This window comes from Kitasatospora sp. SUK 42 (genome assembly GCF_015776785.2).
Lineage (GTDB): Bacteria > Actinomycetota > Actinomycetes > Streptomycetales > Streptomycetaceae > Kitasatospora.
This window is the reverse complement of the sequence record NZ_LFMD02000002.1, coordinates 467,394-483,589: the sequence shown is the minus strand read 5'-3', so window position 1 is coordinate 483,589 and position 16,196 is coordinate 467,394. Positions and strand designations below refer to the sequence as shown.

Sequence of the window (16,196 nt, the reverse complement as noted above, 5' to 3'; positions counted from 1 at the left end):
GGAACCGGGTGCGACCGGAGGCGGTCACGGCGGGGCGTGACCTGACGGCGGTGCGCGGCGTTCACCCCGGGGGGCCCTGCGTTCGGGCGGTGTCCGACGGCACCCGGTTGCGGGCGGCCGCCCGCCCGGTGGCACGGACCGGACGGGCGTGGCCGCGGACGGGCGCGGGCCACGGGGCGGAGCGTTCCGAGCAGGGCGGCATCACCGGCAGGCCGGGGCAGCGGACCTGACGACGTGCCGGGCGCGGTGGTGTGCCCGACGCGAAGGCGCGGCGCGCCGGTACCGGCCTGGTACCGCACACCGCATGGCACGGCCCACCACCGGGTACGGCCAGACACGGCACACCCGCCGACGGGGGAGACCCCGTCGGCCCGGCACCATCAGCACGCGATCGAGCATGCTCGCGGCCCACCGGCCTGACCCGGCCACCGGACCGCCGAGGGGAGGAGAGTCCGGTGACCGCCATGAGGCCACCACAGGCCATGCCGGCCGAGAGCGTGGTCGGCGCGCCCCGACCTGCCGGGCGCCCCGACCAGGTCCCGCCGACCGGGCCCGTGGGCGCACCCGCCGGCCTGGGCCGGCCTGCGGCCCCGCCGCGGCCGCAGCCCCCCGCCGTCCACCACGCGGTGCTCTGCGTCAACGCCCCCGCGATGGCCGCCTCCGGCCCCGACGGCCAGCTGCGCGGCCACAGCCTGCACGGCTTCTACCGCAACGGCGTCCGGGTGCTCGCCCGGATGGAGCTGCGGCTCGGCGGCATGGAGCCGCTGCCGCTCCAGGGCACCTCGACCAGCACCGCCCAGGCCCGTTTCCTCGGCGCCGTCCGGATCCCGGGCGACCTCGACCCCGACCCGGCGCTCACCGTGGAGCGGCTGCGCCACGCGGACGGCCTGGAGACCGTCACCGTGCGCAACACCGGCGCCCGGCTCGCCCGGCTGCCGCTGGAGATCGCCCTCGGCACCGACCTCGGCCCGGTCGCCGAGATCGCCGCCGGGCACCGCCCGCCCGACCTGCCGGGCCAGGTGCAGTCCGCCGGGCTGCGCTGGGCCGGCTCGGTGCACAGCGCCGTGGTCAGCGCCAAGCCCTCCCCGCACGCCGTCCTCGCCGGGGCAGGGGTGCTCCGCTGGGACCTGGAGGTCCAGCCCGGCGCCCGCTGGTCGGTCGAGCTGCGCGCCGAGCTGGAGACGGCCCCCGGCGGCCCCCGCCCGCCCGGTGGGCGCGGCACCGGTGTCCCGCTGCCCTGGGCCGAACCGGAGGTCCGCAGCGACGACGCCCGTGCCGCCCTGCTGGTCGCCCGTTCCCTGGACGCCCTCGGCGGACTGCTGTTCGCGGACCCGGACCGCCCGACCGACCTCTACCCGGCCTCCGGCGCACCCTGGCGGTTCGGCCTCGCCCCGGCCGACGCGCTCTGGGCCGCCCGGCTGACGCTGCCGCTCGGCACCCGGCTCGCCGCCGGAACGCTCCGCGCACTGGCCCGCCGTCAGCAGCTCGCCCCCGCTCCGGGCCGCACCGAGGGCCTGCTGCCCGGCGCGCTGCGGCACGGCGGCCCCGAACTGCCGCCCACCTGCACCTCCACCGAGGCCACCCTGCTGTTCGTCACCGTCCTGGCCGAGGCCTGGCGCTGGGGCCTGCCCCGAGCGGAGGTCGCCGACCTGTTCCCGGCCGCCGAGCGGGCCCTGGCCGCCCTGCGCAAGGGCCTGGTCGACGGCTTCGTCACCGACCTCAGCCGCCCGGCGGAGGAACGTGCCGCCCACCCGGTGCCCGCCCGCGCCGAGGTCCAGGCGCAGGCCCACCGGGCCGCCCTGCACGGCGCCGAGCTCCTGGAGGCCTTCGGCCGCCCCGGCGCCCAGGAATGGCGGGACTGGGCCGCCGACCTGCGCGGTCGCTTCCGCGAGCGGTTCTGGATCGACGACCTCTCCGGCGGCCGCCCTGCCGCCGGGCTGGCCCCGGGCGGCCAGCCGCTGCCGGCCGTCGCCTCCTCCCTGGTGCACCTGCTCGACACCGGGCTCGCCGCCGACGGCGGCCGGCACGAGAGCCTGCTGGACCGCGAGCAGACCAGGCTGCTCGCCCAGCGCCTCGTCGCCCCGGAGCTGGACAGCGGCTGGGGCCTGCGCACCCTCAGCGCCAAGTCGCCCCGCTTCAACCCCCTGGGTCACCGCGGCGGGGCGGTGCGGGTCCACGAGACGGCACTGGCGATCGCCGGACTCGCCGCGGCCGGCCACGAGAACGAGGCCGGCACCCTGCTGGAGGGCCTGCTCGCCGCGGCCGCCCACTTCGAGGGCCGACTGCCCGAGATGTACGCGGGGGAGCAGCGCACCCCCGGCTGCCCGCCGGTGCCGCACCCCGCCGCCTGCCGCCCGGCGGCGGTCTCCGCGGCCGGAGCCGTCCATGCGGTGTTCGCCCTCGCGGGCGTCCGGCCCGACGTCCCGGGCGGCAGGGTCCTGGTCCGCCCGGCCAGCACCGCCCCGCTCGGAGAACTGGAGCTGACCGGCCTGCGGGTGGCGGGCGAGCCCTTCTCGGTCCGGGTGAGCCGGATCGGGGTGGCGATGGTGGAGGAGGCCTCTGCGGAGCTCCAACTGGTCGCCCGCTGACACCGTGCCCGCCCGTGCCCGCCCGTGCCCGCCCGTGCCCGCCCGTGCCCGACGGCACCCGCATGGGACCGCCCGCCCGCGCGCGAACCGCGCCGGGCGGGCGCGGTGGGCGGTGCCGCGCATTCCGTGTGCGGGCCTGTGCTTATCGTCAGAGAGACGACTATGATCGTCGCCATGTCGCGTTACGATCCGTCGGCCTTCCCCCCGTTCGCTGTCACGGTTGACCTGGTGGTGCTGACGGTGCGCGACCACTCGCTCTGCGCCCTGCTGGTCAGACGCGGTGAGCCTCCCTACCAGGGGTACTGGGCCCTGCCCGGCGGCTTCGTCCGCCCGGACGAGGGCCTGGCCGAGGCCGCCTCCCGCGAGCTGGCCGAGGAGACCGGCCTGCGCGCCCACTCGGCCCCCGGCCACGAGGCGGTCGGCCCCGGCGCGGCCGGCGCCCACCTGGAACAGCTCGCCACCTACGGCCACCCCCAGCGCGACCCCCGGATGCGCGTGGTCAGCGTCGCCTACCTGGTGCTCGCCCCTGACCTCCCGACCCCGCGGGCCGGCGGCGACGCCAGCAGCGCCCGCTGGGCTCCGGTCAGCGAACTCCTCGGTGAGAGCCCGGCCGACGGCGTCCCGCTCGCCTTCGACCACGGCCTGATCCTCGCCGACGGTGTGGAACGCGCCCGCTCCAAGATCGAGTACTCCTCCCTCGCCACCGCCTTCTGTCCGACCGAGTTCACCGTCGGCGAGCTGCGCCGGGTCTACGAGGCGGTGTGGGGCGTGGTGCTCGACCCGCGCAACTTCCACCGCAAGGTCACCGGAACCCCCGGCTTCCTCCTCCCCTCCGGCGGCACGACGACCCGTCAGGGGGGCCGCCCGGCCCAGCTGTTCACCGCGGGCGGCGCGACCGTCCTCAACCCGCCGATGCTCCGCCCTGACGCCTGAGGGCCAGGGCTCCCGGGCCTGGAGAACGCATGCCCGTGAATCGCGGGATCGGACTTTCCCCTGATCGGGTGAGGCGGGTGTGAGGCGGGCCCGTGGCGGTCCGGTAATGCCCGGAATCGGAGGTGCCGACCCCTAATGTGCTGGCGTCGAGCAGGTCGGCCGAGGGCATTGGGAGCAGCCAGCGATGATCCAGATCACCGGACTGACCAAGGTGTACCGCAAGGGTGCCCCGCCCGCCGTGCTCGATCTGACCTTCGACGCCCGGCCCGGCCTGGTGACCGTACTGCTCGGGGACGAGGGGGCCGGCAAGTCCACCGCGCTGCGGCTGATGCTCGAACTCGAACGCGGCCAAGGCGTCACCCTCTTCGGCGACCGCCCCTACCACCGGCTCCGCTGCCCCGAACGCGAGGTCGGTGTGCTGCTGCCCGGTCCGGGGGACGGGCCCTCGATGGAGGCCGGGCATCCGGGCTGCAAGGCGCGCAGCCACCTGCGGATGCTGGCCGCGGCGGTGGGCGTCCCCGCCCGGCGGGCCGACGAGCTGCTGGAGCAGACCCGGCTGGCGGGTGTCGCCGGGCAGCGGCTGCGGGCCTTCTCGCCCGGCATGCACCGTCGGCTCGCCCTCGCCGCCGCGCTGCTCGGCGATCCCGGCACCCTGCTGCTGGACGCGCCGACCGAGGGCCTGTCGCCACGCAACGTCGAGTGGTTCCACTCCTTCCTGCGCTCCTTCGCCGTCGCGGGCGGGACGGTCCTGGTGACCACCCGCATCCCGCAGGAGGCCGCGCAGTTCGCGGACCGGGTGGTCACCCTGGACCGTGGCCGCATGGTGGCCGACCAGCCGGTCTCGGAGTTCTGTCGGACCAGGCTCAGCCCCGAAGTGGCCGTCCGGGGGCCGCAGATGGCGCGCTTGGCCGACCTGCTGGTCAGCCAGGGCGCGAAGGTCCGCCGGGAGGGCGGTGCGGGCCTCTCGGTGGCCGGCATCGGCCGTACCGAGATCGGCGAACTCGCGTACCGCCACGGGATCATGTTGCACGAGCTGGCCGACCGGGTGGTCGAGCAGCCGGCCCCGCGGGCCGTCCTGCCGGCCGCCTCCGGCCGCACCGGCCACCTCAGCCTCCAGTCGCAGGCCGAAGCCGAGCCCGAGCAGAGCACCGACCGAAATGCCGACCAGCACCCCGATCAGCACCCCGGCAAGCCCTCCGAGCGGCGCCCTGACAAGCCCTCTGGGCGGCGCCCCGGCCGGAGCTTCGAGGCGGCTCGTCGGCCCGCCGTCCCCGAGCCCGCCTCGGAGGGCCGCTCCCGGGACGACGCGGCCCCGCCCACCCGCGCGCTGCCCGTCGCCTCGGTGACGGCCGTCCTCCCCGTCCTCGGTACGCCCGCCGCCCAGCAGGAGGCCCCCACCCCCACCGTTGCCGTGGACCGCCTCTTCCGTGACGACCCGGCCCCGGCCGCCACCCCCGCCAAGGCGGTCGAGCCCACCGGAGCCGCTTCCGCCCCTGCCGCTCCCACCCCCGCCAAGCCCCCGCGCCGTGGTGAGGGCGCCGCCGACCTGCGCACCGACGACACCGTCCGCCTCCGCCGCGTCGGCAGGAGCAAGGCCCCTGCCACCTCTGCCACTCCCACCGCCCCCGCCACCTCCGCCACTTCAACCCCCGCCACTCCCGCCCCCGCCACCCCCGACGACCACCGGAGCGAGTGAACCGTGCGTGTCCTGGCCTACGAGCTGCGCCGCCTGCGCGGCCTGCGTTCCACCTGGCTGCTGCTCGCCGCCGTACTGCTCTGCGACGCCATCGCGGCCGCCGGCCTGGCGAGCCGGACCCCCGCGGGCCCGCTCGAAGCCCCGGCCGGGGTGCGGTTGCTGACCGCCGCCCTCCCGCTGATCCCACTGCCCTTCGCGGTGTTCGGCGCCGGCCTGCTGGGGGCGCTCTCGTACGGGCACGAGGTGCGCTACCCGGGGCTGCCCGCCTCCCAGGTGGCGTACTCGCGCCGGGTGCGGCTGCTGCTGGCCAAGCTGCTGGTGGTCGGCTCGGTGGCGGCTGTGCTGGCGCTGGCCACCCTGCTGCTGGACGCGGTGGCCGTGCACCTCGCGCTGCCGCGCGGGGTGACGGTGGCCGCCTGGGCGGACCCGGCCGCGCTGTCCGGTCAGGTGTCCGGGGCGCTGGACACCGCCGGGCTGAGCGCCCTCGGCGACCTGCCGGCCGTGTTCGCCCCGCTGGGCCTGGTGGCCGGCCACGGGGTGCCGGCCGCGCTGATGGTGTTCGTCCTGCTGACCGTGGTGGCGGCCTGGACCGGTGTGCTGACCGCCTCGCTGACCCGCAGCGCCGTCGCCGGGGTGCTGCTGCTGTGCGCGCTGCCGTCGCTGCTGGAGTCCGGTGTCGCCCTGCTGCTGCGGGGGAGCGGCCGTCCGTGGTCGAGCCGGGCGGCCGGGCCGCTGCCCTTCCGGTCCGGCATCGAGTGGGCCTACGGCTGGGTGTACGGCGGAGCACGCGAGGCCGCGGCGGCCGGGAACGCGGCGCTGACGAACCCGGCGCTGCTCTGGGCCGTCGCGACCCCTGCGGCGGTCCTGCTGCTGGTGGCCCTGCTCGTCCAGGCCCGCCGCCGCGCGCTGTAGCGCCCGCAACGCCCGGAGCGCCCGCAACACCCCAACGCCCACACGCCCGCAACGCGCCCCGGGACGCCACCCGCCACGCCATCCAGGCCATGGACCGTCCCGAACCACCAAGATCGACCAGCACTGACCGCAATGCGCGTTTCTTCCTGATAAGAAGTCAATTATCCAGTCACGGTCGATCACCCTTTCGTGTGCTTTTCACGAGAATTCTCAAGCTGCGCCTGCCGATCGCCGACAAAGGAGGCGTGAGTACCCTTGCGCACCCCACCATGACCCCCGCCCGTTCCGCCGATGGGCCCATCCACGGCCCCGGCGATCTGGACCGCTTCTCGTACGCCGACCGGCCGACCCCGCCGGCGCCCCGCTGGGAGGGCGCCGAGTCCGAGATCTCCCGGGTCGGCCGCAAGACCACCAGCAGCCGCGGTCGCGGTCTGCACGGCCAGCTGGTCCAGCAGCTCGGCCAGATGATCGTCTCCGGCGACCTCGGTGCCGACCGTCCGCTCGTGCCCGAGGAGATCGGCCAGCGGTTCGAGGTGTCCCGGACCGTCGTCCGAGAGTCGCTGCGCGTGCTGGAGGCCAAGGGCCTGGTCAGTGCCCGCCCGAACGTCGGCACCCGGGTCCGCCCCGTCGGCGACTGGAACCTGCTGGACCCGGACATCATCGAGTGGCGCGCCTTCGGCCCGCAGCGGGACGAGCAGCGCCGGGAGCTCTTCGAGCTCCGCTGGGCGATCGAGCCGCTGGCCGCCCGGCTGGCGGCCGGCCACGGCCGGGAGGACGTCCAGCAGCGCCTCGCCGAGCTGGTCGAGATCATGGGCCACGCCGCCTCCCAGGCCGATCTGTCCACCTACACCCGGGCCGACGCCGAGCTGCACGGCCTGGTCCTGCAGATGGCCGGGAACCGGATGCTGGAGCACCTGTCCGGGATCGTCTCCTGTGCGCTGCAGGTCTCGGGCGGCCCGGCGATCTCCTGCGAGCGGCCCTCCGAGTCCTCGGTCGGCCTGCACGCCCGGCTGGTGGACGCGCTGGGCACCGGCGACGGCACCGCGGGCGAGGCCGCGATGCGGGCGCTGCTCACCGTCCACCCCGAGATCGAGCCCTCCGTCCCCGCGCCCCGGGAGCACTGAGCGGGCTGTTCTTCGGCGAGCGGGCGCGCCGGGCGCGGTCCGCTCCTCCAGGGCCCTCCGGCCGTACCGCGCGGCGCAGCCGGAGGGCTTCTGCGCGGAGACTTCCGGAGGGCGCCGCACGAGGGTCGTGATGACCCGTCCATGACACTCGAATGGAACGCGGGTGCGCGATGATGGATCCCGGCCCGGGGGCCGCGGGCACCGAGCGGTGTGACCCGCGACACGAAGGCCATGCGTAACACTTGACGAGTAGCAGCGATGTGTCCTGAGCGGAAGCAGCTCCGGAATACTCCAACATGTCAGAATGCTGTGTTGGTCCGCGGCGCTGCTGCCGTCCTGCAAACCCAGTCCTCAAGCCCGAGTCGGTCGGAATCGACACCGCGCGTCCGACGCGCGATCTCCTTCCCCGCCCGCTCGGGCGGCCGGTACGGGTTCGAGTCCACTCATCGTCCGAGAGGTTGTTCGTGTCGGCCAGCACATCCCGTTCGCTTCCCCCCGAGATCGCCGAGTCCGCGGCTCTGCTGGCGCTCATCGAGCGGGGCAAGGCCCAGGGGCAGATCGCCGGTGACGACGTGCGCCAGGCGTTCGAGGCGGACCAGATCCCGGTCACCAAGTGGAAGAACGTCATGCGCAGCCTCAACCAGGTGCTGATTGAGGAGGGGGTGGACCTCATGGTCAGCGCGGCCGAACCGGCCGGCGCCAAGCGCAAGAGCGTTGCTGCCAAGAGCCCCACCAAGCGCACCGCCACCAAGGCTGTCACCACCCGGACCCCGGCCGCTCCTTCGGCCCCGACCAAGCCGCCCGTGCGGATCGCCCCCGGCGCGCCCGTCGCGGCTCCGGCCGTCGCGGCCGCCGCAGCGGCCCCGGCCCCCACCGTCTCCGCCGAGATCACCGCCGAGGGGACGACCATCGTCGGCGCCGAGGCGAAGGCTGCTCCGGCGAAGAAGGCGGCCCCGGCCAAGAAGGCCGCCGCCAAGAAGACCGCCGCGCCGGCCAAGAAGACCGCCGCGAAGAAGACCACCGCCGCCAAGACCGGCAAGGGCGACGAGGAGCTGCTCGGCGACGAGGAGCTGATCGAGGACGTCGCGCTGCCGGGCGACAAGACCGAGGCCGAGGCCGGCCCGGAGGAGGAGTCGGAGGGCTTCGTCCTCTCCGACGACGACGAGGACGACGCGCCGGCCCAGCAGGTCGCCGTCGCCGGCGCCACCGCCGACCCGGTCAAGGACTACCTGAAGCAGATCGGCAAGGTCCCGCTGCTCAACGCCGAGCAGGAGGTCGAGCTCGCCAAGCGCATCGAGGCCGGCCTGTTCGCCGAGGACAAGCTCTCGGCCGCCGACAAGCTCGCCCCCAAGCTCAAGCGCGAGCTGGAGATCATCGCCGAGGACGGCCGCCGGGCCAAGAACCACCTGCTGGAGGCCAACCTCCGCCTGGTGGTCTCGCTGGCCAAGCGCTACACCGGTCGCGGCATGCTCTTCCTGGACCTGATCCAGGAGGGCAACCTCGGTCTGATCCGTGCGGTCGAGAAGTTCGACTACACCAAGGGTTACAAGTTCTCCACCTACGCCACCTGGTGGATCCGCCAGGCGATCACCCGCGCCATGGCCGACCAGGCCCGCACCATCCGCATCCCGGTGCACATGGTCGAGGTCATCAACAAGCTGGCCCGCGTCCAGCGCCAGATGCTCCAGGACCTGGGCCGCGAGCCCACCCCGGAGGAGCTGGCCAAGGAACTCGACATGACCCCCGAGAAGGTCATCGAGGTCCAGAAGTACGGTCGCGAGCCGATCTCGCTGCACACCCCGCTGGGCGAGGACGGCGACAGCGAGTTCGGTGACCTGATCGAGGACTCCGAGGCGGTCGTCCCGGCCGACGCGGTCTCCTTCACCCTGCTCCAGGAGCAGCTGCACTCGGTCCTGGACACCCTGTCCGAGCGCGAGGCCGGCGTGGTCTCGATGCGCTTCGGCCTGACCGACGGCCAGCCGAAGACGCTCGACGAGATCGGCAAGGTGTACGGGGTCACCCGTGAGCGCATCCGCCAGATCGAGTCGAAGACCATGTCGAAGCTGCGCCACCCGTCGCGCTCCCAGGTGCTGCGCGACTACCTGGACTGATCGACCGCGATACGCGTCGGAGGCCCGGAACCGTATGGTTCCGGGCCTCCGGGCTGTTCGGGTACGGGCAGTCAGCGTCCGGGTGGCGCTTGTCGCTCTTCCGGGTGGTGGCGTGCCCAGGAGCGGACGCGGAGTGTAGTCGGTCACCTACGCTGTGCCGGTTGCCCGCCACCGAAGCCGACTGGAGTCACGGTGCTGACCGACCCGGACCGCGTTGACCTGCCGACCCCCGCCCCGCCCCGGGACGGCCCGATCGTCGCCCGGCCGGGCCGCCGCCGAGGCGCCGCCCTGCTGGCGCTGCTCGCCGCCGTACCCGTCCCGCTGGCCGCCCTCGGCACGGCCGCTCCGGCCGAGGCGCAGCGCCGGGTGGTCGGCGGCACCACCGTGCGGACCGCGGACCACCCGTGGATCGTGGCGCTGTCCAGCCGCCAGCAGTTCGGCGGCGGCCGCTCCGGCCAGTTCTGCGGGGGAGCGCTGGTCACCCCGACCAAGGTGGTGACGGCCGCGCACTGCTTCTATGACGAGGGCAGGGGCCGGGTGGACCGGCCCGGCCTCAGGGTGATCGTCGGCCGGGACGACATGCGCAGCTCGGCCGGCCGTGAGGTGGCGGTCAGGTCGATCTGGGTCCACCCCGAGTACGACTACGCCACGAACATGAACGACGTCGCGGTGCTCACCCTCGCCGAGTCCCAGGGCCCCCGACCGGTGGTCGAGCTGGTCGGCCAGGGCGAGGCCGAGCCGTACGCACCCGGGACCACGGCGCAGGTGTACGGCTGGGGCGACACCACCGGGCGGGGGGACTACTCGCCGCTGCTGCGCAGGGTGGACGTGCCGATCGTCTCGGACCAGACCTGTGCGCACGCCTACCCGGGCGGGCCGGAGGGCAGGTTCGACGCCCGGGCCATGGTGTGCGCGGGTGAGGAGAGGGGCGGCAAGGACGCCTGCCAGGGCGACAGCGGCGGCCCGCTGCTCGTCGGCGGACGGCTGGCCGGCCTGGTGTCCTGGGGGACGGGGTGTGCCGAGGCCGGACACCCGGGCGTCTACACCCGGGTGTCCTCGGTCACGGACGCGGTGCGCTCGGCGCTGTGAGCGTCGCGCAGGGTGAGAGGGCGGTCACGTTCTGACGCCGCGTCGGGTCGGGCCGGCTCGGAGCCGGCGAACGCGGGGGAACCGTCCGGAGAACAGCGGAGCCGGGCGGCCGGCCCCCGAAGGGGTCGGCCGCCCGGCTCACCCGGTCACGCGCGGTGCGCGGCCGGACACAGCTCGACGCTGGCTGCTGGTGGTGGCGCCTGTGGTCAGCGCTCGTCGTCGGTGGCCGTGGCGCTGGTGGTGCTGGTGAGACGGCCGCTCTCGTCCTGTATCTCCACGGCGATCTTCTTGAGCTCGGGCTCGAACTTCCGGCCGTGGTGGGCGCAGAAGAGCAGCTCTCCGCCGCTCGCGAGTACGACGCGCAGGTAGGCCTGGGCGCCGCAGCGGTCGCAGCGGTCAGCCGCGGTGAGCGGGCTCGCAGGGGTCAGAACAGTAGTCACGTCGCCTCTTCTCTAGCTCGACGAGCTGTCGTACCAGGGTCAACATCCAACCAGGCCGAAAACGTTCCCGCTCGTGGCTTTTCTTCTCTGAGGATTCTGCTGTGTTGATGAGGACGTGCCCCGGGCGCCGGTGGTTCATGCGTGCCGAATCCCGGGATCCGCCCATCGCTCGAACGCCCGATCGGGACCGGGTTCGAGGTCCGCGTAGCATAATCCTCTGCCGGGTTGGAGCATAAGCCCCGTCCCGGGCCCCGGTAGCCTGCATAACGGCAGTTCCGGAGCCTGCACCGGGCCCCACGATCCGCCAGGACCGGTGGTACCGGGAGGAGATGGCGCCCGGGAACCCGTTCGCGGGGGCGGTCCTTGTTCGCGCAGCGCGTACAAGCCGCGCGGAGCCGGCCCGTCGTGCTGTGCACCCGGCGCAGGGGTGCGAGTACGCAGGGCGACGACTGTCGGTGTGGCGTGCTGCACTGGCGGTTGGTCCGGATGCGTCCGGATGTGACCGATGAGACAGATACTTCACCGAGGAGAGTGCCGCGTGAGTGCCGAAACGACCGTGCCGTCCGCGCTGTTGGCCGGCGACGACGGTTCCAACTACACCGCGCGGCACCTGCTCGTCCTGGAGGGCCTGGAGGCGGTCCGCAAGCGCCCCGGCATGTACATCGGCTCCACCGACAGCCGCGGCCTGATGCACTGCCTCTGGGAGATCATCGACAACTCCGTCGACGAGGCGCTGGGCGGCTACTGCGACCGCATCGAGGTCCTGCTGCACCCCGACTCCTCGGTCGAGGTCCGCGACAACGGGCGCGGCATCCCGGTCGACGTCGAGCCCAAGACCGGGCTGTCCGGTGTCGAGGTCGTGATGACCAAGCTGCACGCCGGCGGCAAGTTCGGCGGCGGCTCCTACGCGGCCTCCGGCGGTCTGCACGGCGTCGGCGCCTCGGTGGTCAACGCGCTCTCCGCCCGGCTCGACGTCGAGGTCGACCGCGGCGGCCACACCCACGCGATCAGCTTCCGCCGCGGCACCCCCGGCATCTTCACCGAGGCGACCCCGGACGCGCCCTTCGAGCCCGCCAACGGCCTCACCCGGACCCGCAAGGTCCCGAAGGCCCGCACCGGCACCAGGATCCGCTACTGGGCCGACCGGCAGATCTTCCTCAAGGACGCCCGGCTCTCCCTGGAGAACCTTCACAGCCGCGCCCGGCAGACCGCCTTCCTCGTCCCCGGCCTGACCATCGTCGTGCGTGATGAGAGGCTCACCGAGAGCGAGCAGATCGAGGAGTCGGTCTTCCACTACGACGGCGGCATCGCCGAGTTCTGCGAGTTCCTGGCCCCCGACAAGCCGGTCAGCGACGTGGTGCGGCTGCACGGCGAGGGCACCTTCAAGGAGACCGTGCCGGTCCTGGACGAGCTCGGCCACATGACGCCCACCGAGGTCACCCGCCACCTCGGGGTGGACATCGCGCTGCGCTGGGGCACCGGCTACGACACCACCCTGCGCTCCTTCGTCAACATCATCGCCACCCCCAAGGGCGGCACCCACGTCACCGGCTTCGAGCGCTCGCTGGCCAAGACGGTCAACGAGGCGCTGCGCGCCGGCAAGCTGCTGCGCGTCGCCGAGGACGACATCACCAAGGACGACGCCACCGAGGGCCTCACCGCCGTGGTCACCGTCCGGCTCGCCGAGCCGCAGTTCGAGGGCCAGACCAAGGAGGTGCTCGGCACCTCGGCGGCCAACCGGATCGTCGCCGCCGTGGTCGCCAAGGAGCTCAAGGCCTTCCTCACCTCGGCCAAGAAGGACCAGAAGCAGCAGGCCAGGGCCGTGCTGGAGAAGGTCGTCGCGGCCGCCCGCACCCGGGTCGCGGCCCGCCAGCACAAGGAGGCCCAGCGCCGCAAGACCGCGCTGGAGACCAGCTCGCTGCCCGCCAAGCTGGCCGACTGCCGCAGCGACGACGTGGACCGCAGCGAACTGTTCATCGTCGAGGGGGACTCCGCGCTCGGCACCGCCAAGCTCGCCCGCAACTCCGAGTTCCAGGCGCTGCTGCCGATCCGCGGCAAGATCCTCAACGTGCAGAAGGCCTCGGTGAGCGACATGCTCAAGAACGCCGAGTGCGCCGCGATCATCCAGGTGATAGGAGCCGGCTCCGGCCGGACCTTCGACATCGACCAGGCCCGCTACGGCCGGGTCATCTTCATGGCCGACGCAGATGTCGACGGCTCGCACATCCGCACCCTCCTACTGACCCTCTTCCACCGCTACATGCGGCCGATGGTCGAGCAGGGCCGGGTCTTCGCCGCCGTGCCGCCGCTGCACCGGATCGAGCTCACCAACCCCAAGCGCGGCCAGGAGAAGTACCACTACACCTACTCCGACGCCGAGTTGCGCTCCACCCTGCTGGAGTTCCAGCGCAAGAACATGCGCTGGAAGGAGCCGGTGCAGCGCTACAAGGGTCTGGGCGAGATGGACGCCGACCAGCTGGCCGAGACCACCATGGACCCGCGCCACCGCACCCTGCGCCGGATCAACCTGGGCGACCTGGAGCAGGCCGAGAAGATCTTCGACCTGCTGATGGGTAACGACGTCGCCCCGCGCAAGGAGTTCATCGTGGACTCGGCGGCCACCCTGGACCGCTCGCGCATCGACGCCTGAAGCACCTGAAGCTTCTGAGAGCACCTGAAGCGTCTGAGCGCAGCTGAAGCGCGCGAGCGCACCCGAGCGCGGCGAGGGCCCTCCACCCGTGGGTGGAGGGCCCTCGTGCCGCCGGTTCCACCCGCGGTCCACCCCGGCTCCGATCAGCCGCGGGCGCCGGATCCGTAGCGTCGTAGAGGTCAGCAACAAGCCTCCCGCCGGGACGGAGAACTCCGATGACCGCTCTCGCCAACCTCCTCGTGATCGCCGTGGTGGTGATCGTGGTGGTCCAGCGCCAGATGCGCGCCCAACGCGTCGACACCGGGCGCCGCTTCTGGCTGCTGCCGCTGGTCCTGGGCGCGCTCGCGCTGCGCGACCCGCAGCTCATCGACCACCAGCACACCGCGGTCTCCACCGCGCTGCTGGTCGCCGGTCTGGTCGCCGTGCTCGGGATGGGCACCGTCTGGGGCTGGACCGTACGGATCTGGCGGGACGCCGACGGCTCCGTCCTCACCAAGGGCACCAGGGCCACCGTGGCCGCCTGGGCCGGGATGATCGTCATCCGGCTCGGCCTGTACGGGATCGGCGCCGCCCTGCACGTGCACCAGGCGGGCAGCGCCCTGATGCTGGGCATGGCCGTCCTGCTGCTGGTCCGCTCCCTCGTGGTGAACTGGAGGGTGCGGACGCTGGAGCCCGCACGGGCCACCGCCGTACTGCACTGACCGACCGCCGTGAGCGACGAGGAGGCACCCGTGGCCGGGTGGTACTGGACCCGCTGGCCGTCCCGCGAGGGGTTGGACCGCGAGGCCGAGAGCCAACCGAGGCGGGTCCTCACCGTGCTCGGCCGGATCGTCCTGCTCGGCACCGTCATCTGGGGGACCTTCGCCAACGGCACCTACTCCGGTTGGGCCGCCGTGGCAGCGGCCGCCGGGCTGGCCGCTGCCATCGGGATCTGCGCGTTCTACCTGCACGCCAGCCGGGAGCAGCGCCCGCTGCCCTCGTACCTGCTGGCCGCAGCGGTGGTCGGCGCCGCCTGGCTGGCCAACACCGGGCAGGCCATCCTGCTCGCCGACGTCCTGTGGTACGGCCTGGCCGTGATGGCCCTGGTCCGGCTGCCGCCCGCACCCGCGCTGATCACCGCGGCGGCCGCGCTGGGCTCGTACTCGGCGGTCACCACGTCGAGTTGGCTCAGCGTCGCCGCCACCGTCGGAGGGATCACCCTGCTCGGCTTCCTGCTGCGGCTGGACATCGAGGCGCGCGGTACCTCCCGCCGGCTGCTCGCCCAGGAGCGCGCCGCCCGGGCCGCCGAGGCGGAGAGCGCGGCGCTCGCCGAGCGGGCCAGGATCGCCCGGGAGATCCACGACGTGCTCGCCCACAGCCTCTCCGCGCAACTGGTCCACCTGGAGGCGGCCCGGCTGATGCTGGACGCCGGGACGGACCGCGGGCAGATCCGCGAACGGGTCGTCGCCGCCCGGCGGATGGCCCAGGACGGGCTGGCCGAGACCCGGCAGGCGCTGTCCGCGCTGCGCGGGGAGCTGACCCCGGTGGGCGAGTTCCTGGTGGAGCTGACCGAGCGCGAGCGGGCCGTCCTCACCGTCACCGGCACGCCCCGGCCGCTCGCCGCCGAGGCCGCCCTCGCGGTGCGCCGCACCGCCCAGGAGGCGGTCACCAATGTCCGCAAGCACGCGCCGGGCGCCCGCTGCTCCGTCGAACTGCGCTACCTGGACGGCGAGGTGGAACTGGCGGTGCGCAACACCCGGGCGCCGCGCGGGGAGTCCTCCGGGGAGTTGGCCGACAGCGGCAGCGGGTACGGTCTGCTGGGGATGCGTGAACGCGCGGAACTGCTCGGCGGCACCCTGCTGGCGGGCCCCGAGGACGGAGGGTGGCGCGTGGTGCTGCGGTTGCCGGCATGAGCGGAGCGGTCACCAGGGTGCTGGTGGCGGACGACCAGACGGTGGTGCGCGAGGGCATCGTGATGCTGCTGGGGCTGCTGCCCGGCATCGAGGTGGTCGGCGCGGCGGCGGACGGGGAGGAGGCCGTCACCCTGGTGGAGCGCCATCACCCGGATGTGGTGCTGATGGACCTGCGGATGCCGCGGGTGGACGGCGTCGAGGCGACCCGGCGGATCCGGGCCGCGTACCCGCAGACCGAGGTGGTCGTGCTCACCACCTACGCCGACGACGACTCGCTGTTCCCGGCGCTGCAGGCCGGGGCGCGCGGCTACCTCACCAAGGACGCCGGCGGCGAGGAGATCGCCAAGGCCATCGCGGACGTCCGTGCGGGCGCGGCCGGACTCTCCCCGCAGGTCCAACTCCGGCTTCTGGAACGGCTTTCGGAGCACGGTGCCCGGTCCGCGCCGCCCGTCGAGCCGTCCACCGCCCGCCCCGGGGAGCTGCCGGACGGGCTGACCGCGCGAGAGGCCGAGGTGCTCGCGCTGATCGCCGAGGGACTGTCCAACGCCGAGATCGCCCAGCGGCTGTTCGTCAGCCAGGCCACCGTGAAGACCCACATCAACAACCTGTTCGCCAAAACCGCGGTGCGGGACCGGGCGCAAGCCGTCGCCTACGCCTTTCGACACGGAATCACCGGTACGCAGCAGTAGTCGGATGAGTGTCCGTCTGATGATCGATCACCTCATCGAGTGAAGGTATCTGCAATGGTCAGAGGCGGTCTC

The 16,196-nt window shown here is 73.7% G+C and carries 12 protein-coding genes; 11 read left to right on the top strand and 1 reads right to left on the bottom strand.

The features are described from left to right. The first annotated feature begins 464 nt into the window (after positions 1-464). The 7 genes from RZ50_RS02035 (at position 465) to RZ50_RS02005 (ending at position 10,453) form a co-directional block, all read left to right on the top strand. Positions 465-2,588, top strand: a complete 2,124-nt coding sequence (locus RZ50_RS02035; RefSeq protein WP_254802135.1) for a glycogen debranching N-terminal domain-containing protein — start codon at positions 465-467, stop codon at positions 2,586-2,588. Positions 2,589-2,762: 174 nt separating this feature from the next. Continuing rightward, the gene (locus tag RZ50_RS02030) at positions 2,763-3,521 is read left to right on the top strand and encodes an NUDIX domain-containing protein (protein ID WP_196950374.1); all 759 of its coding nucleotides are present in this window, start codon (positions 2,763-2,765) and stop codon (positions 3,519-3,521) included. Between the two features lie 184 nt (positions 3,522-3,705). Next, entirely contained in the window at positions 3,706-5,217 is a 1,512-nt protein-coding gene (locus tag RZ50_RS29640; protein WP_256463659.1) for an ATP-binding cassette domain-containing protein, read from the top strand. Positions 5,218-5,220: 3 nt separating this feature from the next. Continuing rightward, positions 5,221-6,129, top strand: a complete 909-nt coding sequence (locus tag RZ50_RS02020; protein ID WP_196949588.1) for a hypothetical protein — start codon at positions 5,221-5,223, stop codon at positions 6,127-6,129. A 245-nt stretch (positions 6,130-6,374) separates the two neighbouring features. Beyond that, positions 6,375-7,253 (top strand): FadR/GntR family transcriptional regulator, encoded by an 879-nt coding sequence (locus tag RZ50_RS02015; RefSeq protein ID WP_196949587.1) that lies wholly within the window; start codon positions 6,375-6,377, stop codon positions 7,251-7,253. Positions 7,254-7,717: 464 nt separating this feature from the next. Then, a complete protein-coding gene (locus tag RZ50_RS28775) occupies positions 7,718-9,364 on the top strand; it encodes an RNA polymerase sigma factor (protein WP_308271205.1) in 1,647 nt (548 codons plus the stop codon). Between the two features lie 252 nt (positions 9,365-9,616). Further along, complete coding sequence (locus tag RZ50_RS02005) at positions 9,617-10,453, top strand: trypsin-like serine protease (protein WP_374199894.1); 837 nt, start codon at positions 9,617-9,619, stop codon at positions 10,451-10,453. A 206-nt stretch (positions 10,454-10,659) separates the two neighbouring features. On the opposite strand, the gene RZ50_RS02000 is transcribed toward RZ50_RS02005, so the two are convergent. Then, the gene (locus RZ50_RS02000; RefSeq protein ID WP_196949586.1) at positions 10,660-10,893 is read right to left on the bottom strand and encodes a hypothetical protein; all 234 of its coding nucleotides are present in this window, start codon (positions 10,891-10,893) and stop codon (positions 10,660-10,662) included. 538 nt (positions 10,894-11,431) lie between these two features. On the opposite strand from RZ50_RS02000, the gene RZ50_RS01995 reads away from it, so the two are divergent. The 4 genes from RZ50_RS01995 to RZ50_RS01980 all read left to right on the top strand — a co-directional run bounded on the left by RZ50_RS01995 (position 11,432) and on the right by RZ50_RS01980 (position 16,124). Continuing rightward, positions 11,432-13,543 (top strand): type IIA DNA topoisomerase subunit B, encoded by a 2,112-nt coding sequence (locus RZ50_RS01995; RefSeq protein WP_196949585.1) that lies wholly within the window; start codon positions 11,432-11,434, stop codon positions 13,541-13,543. Between the two features lie 215 nt (positions 13,544-13,758). Further along, complete coding sequence (locus RZ50_RS01990) at positions 13,759-14,244, top strand: CcdC protein domain-containing protein (RefSeq protein WP_196949584.1); 486 nt, start codon at positions 13,759-13,761, stop codon at positions 14,242-14,244. 30 nt (positions 14,245-14,274) lie between these two features. After that, positions 14,275-15,435 carry a histidine kinase gene (locus RZ50_RS01985; protein WP_196949583.1) on the top strand — a complete coding sequence of 387 codons (1,161 nt, stop codon included), beginning with the start codon at positions 14,275-14,277 and terminating at the stop codon, positions 15,433-15,435. Continuing rightward, on the top strand, positions 15,432-16,124 hold the full coding sequence (locus tag RZ50_RS01980; RefSeq protein ID WP_196949582.1) for a response regulator transcription factor: 693 nt from the start codon (positions 15,432-15,434) through the stop codon (positions 16,122-16,124). Before RZ50_RS01985 ends, RZ50_RS01980 begins: the two co-directional genes overlap by 4 nt. Positions 16,125-16,196: the final 72 nt, after the last annotated feature.

Bases quoted from the DNA above. Each gene is read 5' to 3' on its own strand.
- RZ50_RS02035 (WP_254802135.1), top strand. From the start codon at position 465: ATGAGGCCACCACAGGCCATGCCGGCCGAGAGCGTGGTCGGCGCGCCC.
- RZ50_RS02030 (WP_196950374.1), top strand. From the start codon at position 2,763: ATGTCGCGTTACGATCCGTCGGCCTTCCCCCCGTTCGCTGTCACGGTT.
- RZ50_RS29640 (WP_256463659.1), top strand. From the start codon at position 3,706: ATGATCCAGATCACCGGACTGACCAAGGTGTACCGCAAGGGTGCCCCG.
- RZ50_RS01990 (WP_196949584.1), top strand. From the start codon at position 13,759: ATGACCGCTCTCGCCAACCTCCTCGTGATCGCCGTGGTGGTGATCGTG.
- RZ50_RS01980 (WP_196949582.1), top strand. From the start codon at position 15,432: ATGAGCGGAGCGGTCACCAGGGTGCTGGTGGCGGACGACCAGACGGTG.